Source organism: Micromonospora sp. NPDC002389 (genome assembly GCF_040296095.1).
GTDB lineage: Bacteria > Actinomycetota > Actinomycetes > Mycobacteriales > Micromonosporaceae > Micromonospora.
The window spans coordinates 36,589-53,970 of the sequence record NZ_JBEOWP010000024.1 but is presented as its reverse complement, the minus strand read 5'-3'; the positions used below and the strand labels follow the sequence as shown (position 1 = coordinate 53,970).

The following is a 17,382-nucleotide window of genomic DNA, read 5'->3' as shown; positions in this document are numbered from 1 at the left end:
ATCCAGCGCGACATCGAGGACAACCTGTCCGAGCGGATCCTGTTCAACGAACTGACCCCCGGTCAGATCGTGGTGGTCGACTGCGAGGGCGACCCCAACGACACCGACACGTCCACACTCGCCTTCCGAGCCGGCAAGCCGGTGTCGACGGCTCAGCCGTAGGCCCGCCGACCCACCGCCACCAGATGATCACGCGTCGCGTCGTCACAGAGCGCCCCGGCCACCCCGGCGGCGTACGCCCGCTCAGGCCCGAGCCCGAGACGCGCCGCCAACTCGTGCTCACGGCCCAGATCGGTACCGAACATCGCCGGGTCGTCGGTGCCGACCGAGCAGCGCAGGCCCGCGGCGACGAGGCGGGGCAACGGATGCGCCGCCTCGGACTCCACCACCCGGGTCCGCAGGTTCGATGTAGGGCACACGTCCAGCACCACACCCCGGTCCCGCAGCTCGGCGAGCAGGTCGTCGTCCTCGCCGGCCCGGATGCCGTGCCGGATCCGGGCCGGCGCCAGCTCCAGCAGGTCGCGTACCGAATCCGGGCCGCCCGCCTCGCCGCCGTGCGGGACGAACGCCAGACCGCCGTCGCGCGCGATCGCCACCGCCCGGGCGAACGTCTTCGCCGGCGCGGCCAGCTCCGGCCCGCCCAGACCGAACCCGACCACGCCCCGGTCCCGGAACCGCACGGCCTGGCGGGCACACTCCTCCGCGTCGGCCGGCGCCAGCTCACGATCCACGTCGGGCGTCAACAACACCCGTACGCCGTGCCGCTCGTACGCCTCGACAGCGCCGTCGGCGTACCCCTCGAAGATGTCCGCCCAGCCGACGCCCCGGCGCACCCGCTCGGCCGGCGAGAAGATGCCCTCCAGGTAGACAGCGCCGTGCGTGGCCGCCTCGGCTGCGTACGCCACCACGACGCGCCGGAAGTCGTCGGCCGTACGCAGGCAGTTGGTGGTCAACACCCAGGTCCGGACGAAGTGGTCGAAGTCGGTGAACTCGTAGAGCTGACGCAGACCCTCGACCGTCTCCGCAGGCAGCCGCTCCCCGTTGCGCCGGGCGATGACCAGAAGCGTCTCCGGCCGTACCGTGCCTTCGAAGTGGACGTGCAGCTCGATCTTCGGGGCCGGCCCGGCCTCCGGCGCGGCCATCAGGCGGTTCGGAGCGAACGCCGCTCGGCCGTCACCGGCGTCCGGCCCCGCCAGCCGGCCTGCGACACGCCCAGCAGCCAGCGCAACGGCGTGGCCGAGAGCAACGGCGGATCGGTGACCCGCACCTGCCGCACCGGCACCGTGAGCGTGGACCGCGCGGCGGGCAGGATGGGCTGGGCGCCGCCCGCCTCGGCCGGTATCCGCAGATCCGCGTCACCGATCAGGAAACTGTCCGGCGTGCCGTCGACGAGCGCCGAGGTGGTGTCCCGGTCCGGGCGCAGCAGCAGCACCCGGGCGCGGTGCTCGCCCGGCGGCACGGTGGCGGGCAACGCGGCCGGCAGTGGGCGCGGCGCGGCCGTCCACCATTCGTTGCGTCCCCCGTCGTGGGGTGCCACCACGGCGAGCAGCAGTCCCGGCAGGTCCACGGTGTCGAGGTTCATCAGCGCCCGGGGCCCCTGGCCGGCGACTATCGCGCGGCTCCGGATCACCGGCAGCAGCGCCGCCACCGGCACGCCCGCCAACTGCCGGGCGAGCTGGCGGAACCGCTCCGGGGGCAGGCTCACCCAGCGCCGGAACTGGGTGGTGAACGTGCCGACGCTGGAGTACCCGACCTGGGCGCTGATCGCCGTGACGGTGAGCGAGGAACGCAGCAGCAGCCGGCGCGCCTCAGCCATCCGCAGGGCCGCCAGGAAACGTGCCGGTGTCATCGAGGTAGCCTGCTTGAACACGCGATGGAAATAGAAGGGGCTGAACGGGGCGAGGCGCGCCAGTGTTTCCAGCGGCAACGGCCTGCTGAGCTCTCTTTTCATGTGCTCAATCACTCGGACAATGGCAGCCTTCCGGCCGTCATGTTCCTTGCAGTCGACACCTGAAAACTGCCCCATGGCCCCTCCATCGCTACCCGGAAACCGTCACCAATAGTGCTGTGCGACTCTTGAGCGAGTCTTGATTTGCGGCCCGCGGGCCGCTCCGGCGCTCCCGACGAGGGTCGATACGCGTTGGCCGGAGCCGGTACGGGACAAGCTTCCCGGCCTGCACGCGACCGGCTTCACGCGCCCGCCGGACCGACATGGGCGGTCACCTGAGGCAACACAGCAACCTGCGAGAAGACAGTTGCCGAGGCGTTCCGCGAGTATTGGAAGAGCGGGCACACCAATCGAAGGACTTCTTTGCAGGCGAGCAGGATCCGCATGCGTACACCCACGGCGAATTGGACTTGCCATGGCCCGAATATTGTTGGCACTGCGACAACGAATCCTGACTCCGGATAAGCGCGAGGCGTTGTTCGACATACGCGGCTTCCATGTCAAGAACGACGCCGCGCGGCAGGCCCTGGAGAGCGCCGGGCAGAGTTTCATAGGCGGTTTCGGTGACGCCGCCGGGGCCCCCTCGCCCGGGGCCGCCGAGGAGCTGCTGGAACGCCGGGCGGCGCCGCTGCGCGGCTTCGCCTACGAGGGCGCCGCGATGGCGTACGCCCTGATGGACGGCCTGCGACCGGGCGGCGGCCGGGGCCTGGCCCGCTTCCTGGCCGGGCGCGGCGCCGCGCACGTCTACATGGCCCACGTGGGCGTCGGCTGGGCCATGGCCCGGCTGCCCCGCTGGCGCCGGCCGGCGATCCTTCCGCCCGACCCGCTGCTGCGCTGGCTCGCCCTCGACGGCTACGGCTTCCACCAGGCCTACTTCCACACCGGCCGGTACGTCCACGAACAGCACCGCGACCCGGCGCACATCTGGCCGGCGGAGCTGCGGCACTACGCGCCGCACGCGATGGACCAGGGCATCGGCCGGGCTCTGTGGTTCGGCGCCGGCGCCGACCCGGCCGAACTGGTCCGGCTGCTTCACGGGTTCCCCGCCGACCGGCGCTCCGACCTGTGGAGCGGGGTCGGCCTGGCCGCCAGCTACGCCGGTGGCGCCGATCTGACGGAACTGCGAACGCTCCGGGAGGCGGCCGGCGAGCACCGGGCGGCGCTCGGCCAGGGCGCCGCGTTCGCGGCCAAGGCCCGGATGCGGGCCGGACACGTGCCGAAACACACCGCTGTCGCGGTCGGCGCGTTCTGCGTCACCAGCATCGAGCAGGCCGCCGCGATCACCGATGCCGCCCTGACCGATCTGACCGACTCGGCGTCGCTGCCCGCCTTCGCGGTGTGGCGTCAGCGGATCGCCGACCATCTCGTTCTGCTGGGGAGGTGCTGACCGGGTGTCCATGATCCTGGGTTGGGGCCGACGTCATCTCGCCGGGCTGACCGCCCTGCTGCTGATCGTCGGCCTGTTCCTGATCGCCAAGCCGGCCACTGCTACCGACGAGGAACGGCGACGGGTGGCAGCGGGCTACCGGTTCACGCCGCTGTCCATCGCGATCCCGGGTGGCCTGCCGCAGCAGAGCATCCGCCGGGTCAACAAGGAGTACACGCACATCGACGCGTGGATCTCCTCGGTGGGCGCCGGGGTCGCCATGAACGACATCGACGGCGACGGCCTGGCCAACGACCTCTGCGTCACCGACCCACGGATCGACCGGGTGGTGGTCACCCCGACGCCCGGGGCGCGCCAGGAGCGGTACCAACCGTTCGTGCTCGACCCAGCGCCGCTGCCGATGGGGCCGCACATGGCGCCGATGGGCTGCGCGCCCGGCGACTTCAACGAGGACGGCCGCACCGACCTGCTGGTCTACTGGTGGGGCCGGACGCCGGTGATCTTCCTGGCCCGCCCGGACGCCACCGGCCTGTCCGCGGCGGCGTTCCAGCCGGTCGAGCTGGTTCCCCGGCCCGCCGCCGCCGACGGCGGATACACCGGGCCGCTATGGAACACCAACACGGTGAGCGTGGCGGACTTCGACGGCGACGGTCACGAGGACGTGTTCGTCGGCAACTACTTTCCCGACGGCCCGGTGCTCGACCACACGGTCAGCGGCGGCGTGGCGATGAACCGGTCCATGTCGGCCGCATACAACGGCGGGCGCGACCACATCCTGCGCTGGACCGGCGCGACCGCAGGCACCGTCACCTTCGCCGACGTGCCGGACCTGTTCGACGACGACGTCTCCCGCGGCTGGGCCCTCGCGTCGACCGCCACCGACCTCGACGGCGACCTGCTGCCCGAGCTGTACGTGGCGAACGACTTCGGCCCCGACCGGCTGCTGCACAACCGCTCCACGCCGGGCCGGGTACGGCTGGCCCTCGTCGAGGGCGAGGGCAGCCGGCTCACGGTGCCCAAGTCGAAGATCCTCGGACACGACTCCTTCAAGGGCATGGGCGTGGACGTCGGCGACCTGGACGGCGACGGCCTCTACGACATGTACGTCGGCAACATCACCACCTCGTTCGGCATCCAGGAGAGCAACTTCGCCTTCGTCAACCAGGCCCGCGACACCGACGACCTGCGGCAGCGACTCGCCGACGGGCGGGCGCCGTTCGTCGACCGCAGCGCCCCGCTCAACCTCGCCTGGAGCGGCTGGAGCTGGGACGTCAAGATCGCCGACCTGACCAACAGCGGCCGGCCCGACATCGTGCAGACCAGCGGCTTCGTCAAGGGCGAGGTGAACCGGTGGGCGCAGCTCCAGGAGCTGGCCACCGCCAACGACACACTGCTGGAGCACCCCTGGTCGTGGCCACGGGTCCGGGAGGGCGACGACCTCGCCGGCGGCCAGCCGCTGCGCCTGCACGCCCGGATGCCCGGCGGCGCCTACGCCGACATCGCCGGCCAGCTCGGCCTGGCGGTGCCGATCCCGACCCGGGGCATCGCGCTCGGCGACGCCGACGGCGACGGCCGGCTGGACATGGCGGTGGCCCGGCAGTGGGACGCGCCGGTGTTCTACCGCAACGACAGCCCCGGCACCGGATCGCAGCTGTCCCTGAAGCTGAACCGGCCGCCGGCCGGCGACGCCGTCACCGGTTCCCCGGTGATCGGCGCGGACGTCACCGTCCGCACCCAGGACGGCCGTGTGCTGCGCGGCCGGGTCGACGGCGGCAGCGGCCACTCCGGCCGGCGCAGCTTCGAGGTGCACATCGGCCTCGGCGACGTCACCGGGCCGGTCCAGGTCGACCTGGCCTGGCGGGACCGCACCGGCGCGCCCCGCGCGCAGACGGTGACGCTCACCCCCGGCCGGCACGCGCTCACCCTCGGCACGCAGGCACAGGAGGCGAGTTCATGACGAAGCCACGCGACCCGCGAGTGACAGCGCTGCGCCGCTTCGCGATCTCGATCAGCGTCCTCAACATCCTCGGCTACACGGTCCTCGGCTTCGAGCAGCCCGCGCTCTGGCCGGTGTACGCCGTGCTCACCGCGTACGCCGCCGAGCTGCTGCTGGAGGCGGTGGGCGCCCGGGGTGAGGGCCGCGCCCCCCGGTACGCCGGCGGCGTGCGCAACCTGATCGAGTTCCTCTTCCCCGCGCACATCACCGCGCTGGCGGTAAACATGCTGCTCTACACCAACGACCGGCTGCTGGTGATGCTCTTCGGCGTGCTGGTGGCGATCAGCGGCAAGTGGCTGCTGCGGGCGCCGGTCAACGGGCGGCTGCGGCACTTCATGAACCCGTCGAACTTCGGCATCGCGATCTTGCTGCTGCTGTTCCCGTGGGTCTCCATCGCGCCGCCGTACCACTTCACCGAGAACCTCTCCGGCCCCGCCGACTGGGCGATCGTGGCCGTGATCCTCGTCCTGGGCACGATGCTCAACGCGAAGCTCACCCACAGGATGTGGCTGATCGCCGGCTGGCTGTCGATCTTCGTAGTGCAGTCGGTGGTCCGGGGTCTGGTGCTGGACACGTCGATCGCGGCCGCGCTGGCCACCATGACCGGCACCGCGTTCGTCCTGTTCACCAACTACATGATCACCGATCCGGGCACCACACCGAGCCGGCCCGCCGCCCAGTTCGCGTTCGGTGGCGGCGTGGCACTGGTGTACGGCGTGCTGACCGGCGCCTCGGTGACGTACGGACTCTTCTTCGCCACCGCGATCGTCTGCCTGGTCCGCGGCAGCTTCCTCTGGTCGCTGCACGCCTCGCGCCGCGAGCAGCGGCGCCGCGAGCGGGACCACCCCGTCTCGCCCGCAACGCCCGGGACACCGGCCACCGCCGGTCCCGTTCCCGCGGACAACGGCAAGCGGCCCGTGCCCGCCTGATCCGCGAATCGCACAACCCCAGGAGTGACGACATGAGCAGAATCGCGGTCGTCGGCATGAGCTGCCGCTACCCGGAAGCCGATTCGGTGGCCGACCTGTGGCGCAACGCCCTCAGCGGACGCCGCGCGTTCCGCCGGCTGCCGCCGGAGCGGATGAGCCTGGAGGACTACTGGGACGCCGACCCGGCCACCCCGGACCGGTTCTACAACCGGCACGCCGCCGTCATCGAGGGGTACACGTTCGACCGGATCCGGCACCGGATCGCCGGCAGCACCTACCGTTCCACCGACCTCACCCACTGGCTGGCGCTGGACGTGGCCGGCGAGGCGCTCGCCGACGCCGGCTGGCCGGACGGCGCCGGGCTGCCCCGGGACCGTACCGCCGTGGTGGTCGGCAACACCCTCACCGGCGAGTTCTCCCGCGCTAACGTGCTGCGGCTGCGCTGGCCGTACGTGCGCCGGGTGCTGGCCGCCGGGCTGCGGGAGCAGGGGTGGCCCGACCGGCGGATCGCGGAGTTCCTGGCGGTGACCGAGGAGCGGTACAAGAGCCCGTTCCCGCCGATCGACGAGGACACGCTCGCCGGTGGCCTCTCGAACACCATCGCCGGGCGGATCTGCAACCACTTCGACCTCGGCGGTGGCGGCTGGACAGTGGACGCCGCCTGCGCCTCCAGCCTGCTGTCTGTGGTCACCGCCGCGCGAGCCCTGGCCGACGGCGAGCTCGACGTGGCAGTGGCGGGCGGGGTGGACCTGTCCATCGACCCGTTCGAGATGGTCGGCTTCGCCAAGGCCGGCGCGCTGGCCCGCGACGAGATGCGGGTGTACGACGAGCGGTCGCAGGGCTTCTGGCCGGGCGAGGGCTGCGGCATGGTCGTGCTGATGCGCCACGACGACGCGGTGGCGCAGGGGCGCGTCGTGCACGCGACGATCGCCGGCTGGGGCGTCTCCTCCGACGGGCGCGGCGGCATGACCCGGCCCGAGGCGCAGGGCTACCGGCTGGCGCTGGACCGGGCGTACCAGCGGGCCGGCTTCGGCATCGGCACGGTCCCGCTCTTCGAGGGGCACGGCACCGGCACCGCCGTCGGCGACGCCACCGAGCTGCGGGCCCTCTCCGCCGCCCGGCGCGACGCCGGGGCCACCGCTCCGGCCGCCATCGGCTCGATCAAGGCGCTCATCGGGCACACCAAGGCCGCCGCCGGGGTGGCCGGGCTGATCAAGGCGACGATGGCGTTGCGGCACGCCATCGTCCCGCCCACCGCCGGGTGCGCCCGTCCCCGCCCGGAGCTGACCGCCGCGGACCGTATACTGCGCGCTGCGCCGGTGGCCGAGCCGTGGCCGGACGGTGCGCCGCTGCGCGCCGGGATCACCGCGATGGGCTTCGGCGGGATCAACACCCACCTGGTGCTGGAGGCCGGCCCGTCCGCCGTGCCGGAACGTGTCCGGCGGCAGCAGCTACGGCTGGCCCGGCACACACAGGACGCCGAGCTGCTGCTGCTCGACGCGGCCGACCCGGTGGCGCTACGGGAACGGGTGGCCGCGCTGCTGGATCCGCTGGCCCGGCTGTCGTACGGCGAGCTGACCGACCTGGCCGGTGCCCTGGCCGGTGAGGTAAGCGGCCGGCCGATGCGGCTGGCGGTGGTCGCCGCCTCCCCCGCCGAGGCCGTGGACCGGTTCGAGCGTGCCCTGGCGGCGCTCGACCGAGGCGAGGAGGAGTTGTTCGCCGACGGTCTGGCGTTGCGGCGCACGCTGCGGCCGGCGCGGCTCGGGTTCCTCTTCCCCGGTCAGGGCTCCGGCCACAGCGTCGACGGCGGCGCGCTGGCTCGGCGCTTCCCGGCCGCCGCCGAGGTGCACCGCCTGGCGGCGCTGCCCGCCGACGCGGACCCCGTGGCCACCGAGGTGGCCCAGCCGCGCATCGCCGCGGGTTCCCTGGCCGGTCTGCGGGTGCTCACCGAACTGGGCGTCGAGGCGCGAGTGGCGGTCGGGCACAGCCTCGGCGAGATCACCGCGCTGCACTGGGCCGGCACCGTCGACGCGGAGGCGCTGCTGCGGATCGCCGCGGCGCGCGGCGCGGTCATGGCCGGATGCCGGGAACCGGGGACCATGGCCGGCATCGCCGCCGACGACACCGTCACCGCCCGGCTAATCGGCGCCGAACCGGTGGTCGTGGCCGGCTACAACGGGCCCCGGCAGACGGTGGTCGCCGGCCCGTCCGACGCGGTCCGGCGGGTGTGCGAGCGGGCCACCGAGGCCGGTGCGCACGGGGCGCACCTGGCCGTCTCGCACGCGTTCCACTCCCCGCTGATGGCGTCGGCCGCCCGCGAGTTCGGCGACTGGCTGGAAGGGGTCCGCCTGGCCCCGCCGCGCCGGCCGGTGGTCTCCACGGTCACCGGCGCGGAGCTGACCTTCGGCACCGACCTGGCGGCGCTGCTGCGCCGGCAGATCACCGAGCCGGTGCGCTTCGCCGCGGCGGTCACCGAAGCCGGCCGGCGGGTGGACGCGCTGGTCGAGGTCGGTCCCGGCCAGGTGCTCGCCCGGATGGCCCGGGAACTGGTCGACGTGCCGGTGTTCGCCACCGGCACGGACGCGCCGACGCTCGCCGGGTTCCTCGGCTCTGTCGGCGCGCTCTGGGCGCTGGGCGCGCCCGTCGACCACGCCGCCCTGGTCAGTGACCGTCCGATCCGTCCGCTCGACCTGGCCGTGCGGCGGCGCTTCTTCGCCAACCCGTGCGAGGCCGCGCCCGCTGTGGTGGTGGCGTCCCCCGCCGGGGCCTCCCCGGAGGCCGCGGGCCGACCGGCGCCCGGTGACGCCGGGCGACAGGCGACAGGCGACGAGGCGGCCCCGGCGGGCGGCGGACCGGCGGCCGATCCGCTGGCCGTGCTGCGCCGGCTGGCCGCGTCCCGCGCGGAGCTGCCGGCCGAGAGCGTCGGCGCGGACACCCGGCTGCTCGACGGCCTGCACCTCAGCTCGATCGCGGTGGGGCAGCTGGTGAACGAGGCCGCCCGGGAACTGGGCCTGCCGGCGGTGCAGGCGCCGACGAACTTCGCCACCGCGACGCTGCGGGAGATCGCCGACGCGCTGCGCGAGCTGGACCCGGCCGCCCCGCCGGCCGACCACCGGGTGGACGGCGTCGCCCCGTGGGTGCGCGGCTTCACCGTCGAGCTGGTCGAGGAACCGGTGGAGCGGGTCGCCGCCGGTCCTGGCGGCCCGGGGGGCTGGCGGCTGTACGCGCCGGCCGGGCACCCGTACGCGGAGGCGCTGCGCGACGCGCTCGCCGGTGCGGGCGTCGGCGGCGGCGTGCTGCTCTGCCCGGGCGAGGAGGTGGACCTGGACCTCGCGTTGCGCGCCGTCCAGGCGGCGGTGGCGCAACCGCCGGGCAGCCGCCTAGTGGTAGTCCAGCACGGCCGGGGCGTCGCCGGGCTGGCCCGTACCGCCCGGCTGGAGGGCGCGGGCCTGCACGTGACGCTGGTCGAGGCGGCCCCCGCCGACGACCTGGTGGACCGGGTGGTGCGCGAGGTGGCGGCCACCGACGGGTACGCCGAGTCGCACCTCGGCCCGGACGGCCGGCGACGGGTTCCCCTGTTGCGGCCGCTGCCGCCGCCCGGCCCGGCGCGCCAGGGTCCGGCCGGTCCGCCGCTGCGGCCGGACGACGTCCTGCTGGTGACCGGCGGCGGGAAGGGCATCACCGCCGAGTGCGCGCTCGCCCTGGCCCGGGACACCGGGGCGCGGCTGGCCCTGCTCGGCCGGGCCGACCCGGCCGCGGACCCGGAGCTGGCCGCGAACCTGACCCGGATGCGGGAGGCCGGGGTGCGCCTACGGTACGTACGCGCCGACGTCACCGACCCGGAGGCGGTACGCGCCGCCGTGGCGCACGTGCGCGAGCACCTGGGTCCGGTCGCCGGGGTCCTGCACGGCGCCGGGGTCAACCGGCCGGCCGCCCTCGGCGCGCTAGACCTGGACACCCTGCGCGCCACGCTCGCGCCGAAGGTGGACGGCCTGGCGCACGTCCTCGCCGCGGTCGAGCCGGACGAGCTGCGGCTGCTGGTGACGTTCGGCAGCGTGATCGGGCGCGGCGGCCTGCCCGGGGAGGCGCACTACGCGCTGGCGAACAACTGGCTGGCCCGGCTTACCGCCGAGGCCGGGCGGCGTTCTCCCGGATGCCGCACGGTCTGTCTGGAGTGGTCGGTCTGGTCCGGCGTCGGCATGGGTGAACGGCTCTCCGCTGTCGAGTCGCTGCTGCGGGCCGGCATCACCCCGATCCCACCGGACGAGGGCGTCCGCCTGCTGCGCCAGGTGCTGGCGCTGCCCCGGCTGCCCGCCTTGGTGGTGGTCACCGGCCGCACCGACGGGCTGGACACGCTGCGCCACGAGCGGCGGGAGCTGCCGCTGCTGCGCTTCCTGGAACGCCCGCTGGTGCAGTATGACGGCGTGGAGCTGGTGGTCGAGGCGGACCTGTCGGCCGAGAGCGACCCGTACCTCGCCGAGCACGACCTCGACGGCAACCTCCTACTGCCCGCGGTGCTCGGCATGGAGTCGATGGCGCAGGTGGCCACCGCGCTCGCCGGCGCCACCGGCGTGCCGGTGCTGACCGGGGTCAGCTTCCCCCGGCCCGTGGTGGTGGCCCGCGGCGGGCGCGTCACCGTCCGGATCGCCGCGGTGCAGGCCGAGGCGGGCGTGGTGGAAGTGGCGATCCGCAGCGACGAGACGGGCTTCGCGGTCGACCACTTCCGGGGCACCGTCCGCTTCGAGCCGGACGAGAGCGACCGGGAGGCGCCGGGCGTGACCAGCGGGCTGCCGCCGGTGCCGCTGGATCCGGGCCGGGACCTCTACGGTGACCTGCTCTTCCAGGGCGACCGGTTCCGCCGGCTGGTGCGCTACCACCGGGTCGCGTCCCGGCGGGCCGAGGCGGACGTCGCCACCACCGAGGACCTGCGCTGGTTCCACGCGTTCCTGCCGCAGCGGCTGCTGCTCGGCGACGCGGGCGCGCGGGACGCCTTCCTGCACGGCATCCAGGTCTGCGTGCCGGACGCGACGCTGCTGCCGGTCGCGGTGGACCGGGTGGAGCCGGCCGGGCCGAAGCTCGCCGCCACCGAGCAGGTCCGCTTCGTGGCGGTGGAGCGGGAGCACCGCGACGACACCTACCGGTACGACGTGACAGTCCTCGGCGCGGCCGGGACGGTGGTGGAACGCTGGCTCGGTCTGCGCCTGCGTGCGGTGCGCCACCGCCCGGCCGCCCTGCCGTGGCCGCCGGCGCTGCTCGGACCGGCGCTGGAGCGGCGGCTGGGCCGGCTGCTCGACGCCGACCTGGCGGTGGTGGTGGAACCGCGTCCGGACCGGACCGGCGGAGCGCGCCGGGAGGTCACCACCGTCGCCGTCGGACGGGCCGTGGGACGGTCTGTGCGGCTGCGGTACCGGCCTGACGGGCGGCCCGAGGAGGTCAACGGCCGGCACGTCTCCGCCGCCCACAGCGAGGTCGCCAGCCTGCTGGTGGCCGGCGCCGGGCCGCTCGCCTGCGACCTGGAGGTGGTCCGGCCCCGGCCCGCCGAGGTGTGGGCCGACCTGCTCGGCCGGCACGCCGGGCTGGCCGGGCAGATCGCCGCCGACCTCGGCGAGGACGCCGACGTCGCCGCCACCCGGGTCTGGTGCGCCAAGGAGTGCCTGGTCAAGGCGGGGCTGCCGGTGGACGCCCCGCTCACGGTGGCCGGCGGCGACGGCGAGTGGGTGCTGGTGCGCAGCGGCCGGGTCACGGTGGCCACCGGCCCGGTCCGTCTGACCGGCGAGCCACAGCCGGTGGTCGTCGCCGTCCTCACCGCGACGGGGGTGTGACATGTCCGCCTGGTACGAGTACCGCCACGTGGTCGGGTTCGAGGAGACGAACCTCGTCGGCAACGTCTACTACGTCAACTACCTGCGCTGGCAGGGCCGCTGCCGGGAGATGTTCCTGCGCGAGCACGCCCCGGCGGTGGTTGACGACCTGCGCGCCGGGCTGAAGCTGTTCACGCTGCGGGTGGACTGCGAGTACCTCGCCGAACTCGACGCCTTCGACGAGCTGCGCATCCGGATGAGCCTGACCGAGCTGACCCAGACGCAGCTCGGCCTGGCCTTCGACTACCTGCGCGACGGCCCGGGCGGGCTGGTCCCGGTGGCTCGGGGCCACCAGCGGATCGCCTGCATGCGGGAGGTCGCCGGGCAGGTGTTGCCGACCCGCGTGCCGACGCCGCTGGTGCGGGCGCTGGCGCCGTACCGGGCGGCCGCCGGCACATCCAACCGCTCCTGAAGGAGGCGCAGTGACTCTCTCGGAGAAGCGCGACACCGGCGCTTCGGGGCTCGATCTGAACGGCAGCCGACACCGGGCGGCCCTGCAGATCTTCCTCGTCGTCGTCATCGCCCACTGGGCCGAGCACCTGACGCAGGCCGCGCAGATCTGGGTGTTCGGCTGGTCCCGGCCGGAGGCCCGGGGCGTGCTCGGCATGCCGTTCCCGTGGCTGGTGGAGAGCGAATGGCTGCACTACGGGTACGCCGTGGTCATGCTCGCCGGTTTCTGGATGCTGCGCGGCGGCTTCGTCGGCCGCGCCCGGACCTGGTGGACGGCGGCGCTGCTGATCCAGGTGTGGCACCACTTGGAGCACCTGCTGCTGCTGGTGCAGTCGCTGACCGGCAGCAACCTGGCCGGACAGCCGGTGCCGACGAGCCTGCTGCAACTGGTGGCGCCCCGGGTGGAGCTACACCTGTTCTACAACGCGGTGGTGTTCCTGCCGATGGTGGTGGCGATGTACCTGCACCGCACGCCGCTCGCCGACGAACTGGCCCGGATGCGGTGCAGTTGCCGCCGGGTGGCCGAAGTCCGGTGAGGCGCGGGCCGGGGCTGAGATGGCTGGCGGCGGGACTGCTCACGCTGCTCGCGCTCGGCCTGGCCGCGCTGGCCCTGGCGGCGCAACTGCGGCCGGCGCGGTTGGTGACCACCGACCCGCCGGCCGGTGCCCGGCTGACCACGGCGCCGGCGGCGGTGACGCTCACCTTCAACGGCCCGCTCGACGCCGAGCGGACCCATGTCTGGCTGATCGGCCCGGGCGGCGCGTTCGGCGCGACGGGCGCGCCGCGCTACCGCGACCACGGCGTCGAGGTGCCGGTGACGGTACTGGGAGACGGGCGCTATCGGGTCGGTTACCACGCCCAGCTCGCCACCGGGCAGACCGCCACCGGCGGGGTTCCGTTCACCGTCGCCGCCGGGCTCGGCGCACCGCCGCAGGCCACCGCGGCCGCGTCCCCGCCGGCCACCGCGCCGCCGGACGGGTCTGCCGGGGCCGGCCACCACGGGGGTACGGGCGGAGCGGCCGGCCTGGCCCTGTTGCTGGTGCCGGTGGTCACCGGAGCGGTCCTGCTCGTGCTGATGGCGCGGGGACGCCGTGACCGGCTCGCCGGTGGCCCGCCCGGCTCGTCGGCTGGTCCCGGGACGGGCAGGCGACAGCGGGCCTGGATGCTGCGGGAGCCCGAGGACGCCGGCGACCGGCCCGCCGACCGCGAACCGGCCCGGCCGGGCGGGTGACCTGACGGACCACAGGAGGAGGAGCGATGCCCGTATCGACAGATGCCGCCGCCGTGAAGGCCGAACAGCGGCGGACCTGGGACGCCGTCAGCGACGGTTGGGCCCGCGAGTGGGAGACGTTCGAGCGGGGCGGCGCGGCGCTCACCGCGCGGCTGCTGGCCCTGGGTGGCGTACGGCCGGGGCACCGCGTCCTAGACGTCGCGACCGGCCCGGGGGAGCCAGCGCTCAGCGCCGCCGAGGCCGTCGGCCCGGCCGGCACCGTCACCGGCGTCGACCTCTCCCCCGCCATGCTCGCCGTGGCCCGCCGCCGGGCCGAGGGCCGGCGCAACGTCAACTTCCTCGTCGCCGACCTGGAGACCGTGGAGCTGCCGCCGCACGCGTTCGACGTGGTGCTCAGCCGGCTCGGCCTGATGTTCGCCGTCGACCCCGGCGCCGCGTTCCGCCGGATCGCCCGGCTGCTCGTCCCGGGCGGCGTGCTCGCTGCGTCGGTGTGGGCGCCACCGCCGCAGGTGCCGCTGATGTCGCTCGGGTACGGCGTACTCGCGCGCCGGCTGGACCTGCCGTCGGGGCCACCGGACGCCCCCGGCCCGTACCGCCTCTGCGATCCGGCGGCGCTGAGGGCCGGGCTGACCGAAGCCGGCCTGCGGGAGGTGACGGTCGAGGAGTACCCGGTCCCGTTCCGGTTCCACGACCCGGCCGAGTACGCGCGGTTCACCCGGGCGGTGGCCCCGCCTCCGGTACGCCGCCGGGTCGACGCGCTCGACTCGGCCGGGCGGGACGCGCTCTGGGCGGAGGTGGCCGCCGCCGCCGAGGGACGCGCCGGCCCGGACGGCCTGGTCGACCTGACCTCGACCGCGCTCACCGTCCGCGCGGTCGCACCGGCCTGACCCCCATCCATCGCCACGAAAGGACCGAGATGACCACCGAACTGCAACGCCGCAAGCTGGAGAAGGTCTTCGACTCGTACGACGCCGACGGGGACGGCGTCATCGACGGACTGGACATCACCGCGATGGCCCAGATCTGGTGCGACACGTACGGCGTCGCGCCGTACTCGCCGGGCTGGCGGCGGATCCACGGCGCGGCGGCCCGGATGTGGCGCGGGATGCGCGGGAGCGACGGGCCCGACGGTGAGAAGCGGGTCACGGTCTCCGAGTGGGTGGCGTGGGCCGACAAGCCGGAGTTCCCGGAGTTCGTGACGAACGCGGCGGTGCCGTTCAGCCTGGCCGTGTTCGACGTGGCCGACGCGGACCGGGACGGGCGCATCAACCACGCGGAGATGTTCGCGGCGCAGAGCAAGAACGGCATGCGCTCGGAGGACACGCAGCGGATCTTCGACCGGCTCGACACCGACCGGGACGGCTACCTCACCAGCGAGGAGTACGGCCGGGCGGCGCACGAGTTCTACCTCAGCGCCGACCCGGACGCGCCGGGCAACGTGATCGCCGGGGAGCTCTGAGCGGCCGGACGCCCGGCCGCCGGTCCGTGTGGGCCGGTGGCCGGGCGTCAGCCGTTCAGCGGGTACGGCGGCGCGCGGTCATCGGCAGCGCGTCGACGGGCATGGTCATGGCCGGCACGGGCTTCGGCTCGTGGCCGGGCACCGGCTCCAGCCGCCAGCGGGCGGCGATGCTGGCCAGCGAGACGATCATCTCGGTCCAGGCGAACTGGTCGCCGATGCAGCCGTGCACGCCGGTGGCGAACGGCATGAACGCGCCGCGGGGCAGCACCCGGGCCCGTTCCGGCAGCCAACGGTCCGGGTCGAAGCGCCCGGGCTCGGGATAGATGCGCGGGTTGTGGTGCACGGCGTGGAAGCTGTAGAGCACGTCCGAGCCGGCCGGGATCAGGTAGCCGCCCAGTTCGGCGTCGCGGGCGGTGACCCGGTTGTTGAACAGGCCCTGGGTGCGCAGCCGCAGCGTCTCGGAGAGCACCTGGCGGGTGTACTCCAGCGCCGACACGTCGGCGTAGCCGGCGGCCCGTCCGTCGAGCACCCGGTCGACCTCGGCGTGCAGCCGCCGCTGCACCTCGGGGTCCGCGCCGACGTGGTGCAGCGCCCAGCAGAGCGTGTTGGCGATGGTGTTGCTGCCGGCGATGAAGAACGTCATCACCTCGTCGTGGACCTGCTCGTCGCTCATCGCGGGCCGGCCGTCCTCGTCGTGGGCGAAGAGCATCATCGACAGCAGGTCGCCGTGCTCGGTGCCGGCCGCGCGGTACTCGGCGATGACCCGGCGGATGGTGGACCGCAGGTATTCGGCCGCGGCGTCGTAGTCGCGGTTGGCCCGGGTGGGCAGGCGGGTCAGCACGCCCGTCACGTCGGTGATCCGGCGGAACAGTCCGCCCAGCACGGTGGTGGTCGCGGCCATGAACCGGGCGCGGTCCAGGCGCCGGTCACCGGCGAAGACGACTTCGACGACATTGGTGAGGGCCAGCTCGTCCATCTCCTTCTCGACCGCGAGACGCTGGCCGTCGCGCCAGGAGTCGAGCTTGCCGGCGACCGTCCGGCTCATCAGCTCGGTGTAGTGGATGACCTTGTTGCGGTGAAAGGCGGGCTGGATGAGCGCCCGCTGCCGGCGGTGGAACTCGCCCTCGGAGATGCCCAGGCCGTTGCCGAACATGGACCGGAAGCGGTCGGTCATCGGGCCGCCCCGGACGAAGGTGTCGCCGTCGCGCAGCAGCTCCCGCATCAGGGTCGGGTCGTTGACCACGTACGCCGGGCGCTTGCCGAGCGCGATGGTGACGACCGGCTCCCCGGACTGGAGTTCGAGCAGGAACTCGGCGGGTCGTCGTTTCATCTGCAGGCCGTGCCCGAGCACGGGCAGACGGCCGGGCGCCGACGCGGGTGTGCGCAAAGTGGTGGTCATGGTGCGTTCCCTCGGTGTCGGGCCGCGCGGCTCGCCGCGCCGGCGGTGCCGGGCCGGCCCGTCGTGCGGCGGCGGCCCGGTCGGGATCAGCGGGAGAGCAGCGCGCCGGTGGACGCGGGCCGCCCGGCGGCGTGCCAGACCCGCGACGAACCGATGGTCTGGCCGTTGGCCAGGTCCTGCAGGGTGATCTGGACCCGCCAGGGGTCGAACTGGAGCACCTCGAAGCCGGCGTCGGCGGGGCCGTCGGGCCAGACCGCGTACGGGTCGAAGCCACGCTGGGTCGCCTCGGCGGCGACCATGTCCCAGACATGGCGTTTGGTGTCGCCCGGCTCCAGCCAGGTGGCGCGGCAGTCGACGAAGACGGCGTCGTGCGCGGGGGTCCAGTAGCTGCACGAGACGTACGGGCTGCGGGCCAGGTGGGCGGTCTTGACCGGGGTGCGGGTGGTGCTGACCCAGCCGGTCGGGCCGGCGTCGCCGATCTCCCAGGAGACGTGCATGATCCGGCTGCGCGGCCGGTCGCGTCCGTCCACAGTGGCAACCGCGCACCAGCCGATCTCTGTGGTGAGCCGCAGGAAGTCGTCACGGAGGTCGGCGAAGTCGCCGACCGGGGTGCTGAATGTGGAAGGCTCCATGCCGCGATGGTAGATCCCCGCGAGCGCAGTTTGCTATATGATTATCAATTCTTGCGGTGCCCGTTTCGGAGCGTCACCAGGCCCTCAGGA

13 protein-coding genes and 1 pseudogene are annotated in these 17,382 nt (G+C 74.0%); 10 read left to right on the top strand and 4 right to left on the bottom strand.

The annotated features are described in order from the left end of the window. Positions 1 to 162 (top strand): annotated as a pseudogene (locus ABT008_RS28810) (AAA family ATPase); the annotation flags it as partial. Here the strand turns inward: ABT008_RS28810 and add are convergent. Both add and ABT008_RS28800 read right to left on the bottom strand, forming a co-directional pair. Continuing rightward, a complete protein-coding gene (add, locus tag ABT008_RS28805; protein WP_350700211.1) occupies positions 153 to 1,142 on the bottom strand; it encodes an adenosine deaminase in 990 nt (329 codons plus the stop codon). The pseudogene ABT008_RS28810 and the gene add sit on opposite strands and share 10 nt — an antisense overlap. Then, the gene (locus ABT008_RS28800) at positions 1,142 to 1,951 is read right to left on the bottom strand and encodes a helix-turn-helix domain-containing protein (protein ID WP_350700209.1); all 810 of its coding nucleotides are present in this window, start codon (positions 1,949 to 1,951) and stop codon (positions 1,142 to 1,144) included. The genes add and ABT008_RS28800 overlap by 1 nt, the downstream gene beginning before the upstream one ends. A 412-nt stretch (positions 1,952 to 2,363) precedes the next feature. Between ABT008_RS28800 and ABT008_RS28795 the strand changes: the two genes are divergently transcribed. The 9 genes from ABT008_RS28795 to ABT008_RS28755 are packed head-to-tail and all read left to right on the top strand — an operon-like array spanning position 2,364 to position 15,261. Further along, on the top strand, positions 2,364 to 3,335 hold the full coding sequence (locus ABT008_RS28795; protein WP_350700207.1) for a DUF1702 family protein: 972 nt from the start codon (positions 2,364 to 2,366) through the stop codon (positions 3,333 to 3,335). A gap of 4 nt (positions 3,336 to 3,339) precedes the next feature. Further along, positions 3,340 to 5,292: a CRTAC1 family protein gene (locus ABT008_RS28790; RefSeq protein ID WP_350700205.1), complete on the top strand. Its 1,953-nt coding sequence runs from the start codon at positions 3,340 to 3,342 to the stop codon at positions 5,290 to 5,292. After that, positions 5,289 to 6,260 (top strand): enediyne biosynthesis protein, encoded by a 972-nt coding sequence (locus tag ABT008_RS28785; RefSeq protein ID WP_350700204.1) that lies wholly within the window; start codon positions 5,289 to 5,291, stop codon positions 6,258 to 6,260. The genes ABT008_RS28790 and ABT008_RS28785 overlap by 4 nt, the downstream gene beginning before the upstream one ends. Before the next feature lie 32 nt (positions 6,261 to 6,292). After that, the gene (locus tag ABT008_RS28780) at positions 6,293 to 12,082 is read left to right on the top strand and encodes a type I polyketide synthase (protein WP_350700202.1); all 5,790 of its coding nucleotides are present in this window, start codon (positions 6,293 to 6,295) and stop codon (positions 12,080 to 12,082) included. A 1-nt stretch (position 12,083) separates the two neighbouring features. Further along, a complete protein-coding gene (locus ABT008_RS28775) occupies positions 12,084 to 12,533 on the top strand; it encodes an acyl-CoA thioesterase (RefSeq protein ID WP_350700200.1) in 450 nt (149 codons plus the stop codon). Positions 12,534 to 12,543: 10 nt separating this feature from the next. Continuing rightward, a complete protein-coding gene (locus ABT008_RS28770) occupies positions 12,544 to 13,107 on the top strand; it encodes a hypothetical protein (RefSeq protein WP_350700199.1) in 564 nt (187 codons plus the stop codon). Continuing rightward, positions 13,104 to 13,802, top strand: coding sequence for a copper resistance CopC family protein (locus ABT008_RS28765; protein ID WP_350700197.1), 699 nt, complete (start codon positions 13,104 to 13,106; stop codon positions 13,800 to 13,802). The genes ABT008_RS28770 and ABT008_RS28765 overlap by 4 nt, the downstream gene beginning before the upstream one ends. A gap of 26 nt (positions 13,803 to 13,828) precedes the next feature. Continuing rightward, on the top strand, positions 13,829 to 14,689 hold the full coding sequence (locus ABT008_RS28760; protein WP_350700195.1) for a class I SAM-dependent methyltransferase: 861 nt from the start codon (positions 13,829 to 13,831) through the stop codon (positions 14,687 to 14,689). A 29-nt stretch (positions 14,690 to 14,718) separates the two neighbouring features. Continuing rightward, positions 14,719 to 15,261: an EF-hand domain-containing protein gene (locus ABT008_RS28755; protein ID WP_350700193.1), complete on the top strand. Its 543-nt coding sequence runs from the start codon at positions 14,719 to 14,721 to the stop codon at positions 15,259 to 15,261. Positions 15,262 to 15,316: 55 nt separating this feature from the next. On the opposite strand, the gene ABT008_RS28750 is transcribed toward ABT008_RS28755, so the two are convergent. Together ABT008_RS28750 and ABT008_RS28745 are read right to left on the bottom strand one after the other, a co-directional pair. Continuing rightward, positions 15,317 to 16,660 (bottom strand): cytochrome P450, encoded by a 1,344-nt coding sequence (locus ABT008_RS28750; protein ID WP_350700191.1) that lies wholly within the window; start codon positions 16,658 to 16,660, stop codon positions 15,317 to 15,319. Between the two features lie 86 nt (positions 16,661 to 16,746). Continuing rightward, complete coding sequence (locus ABT008_RS28745) at positions 16,747 to 17,292, bottom strand: pyridoxamine 5'-phosphate oxidase family protein (protein WP_350700190.1); 546 nt, start codon at positions 17,290 to 17,292, stop codon at positions 16,747 to 16,749. Between the last annotated feature and the right edge of the window lie 90 nt (positions 17,293 to 17,382).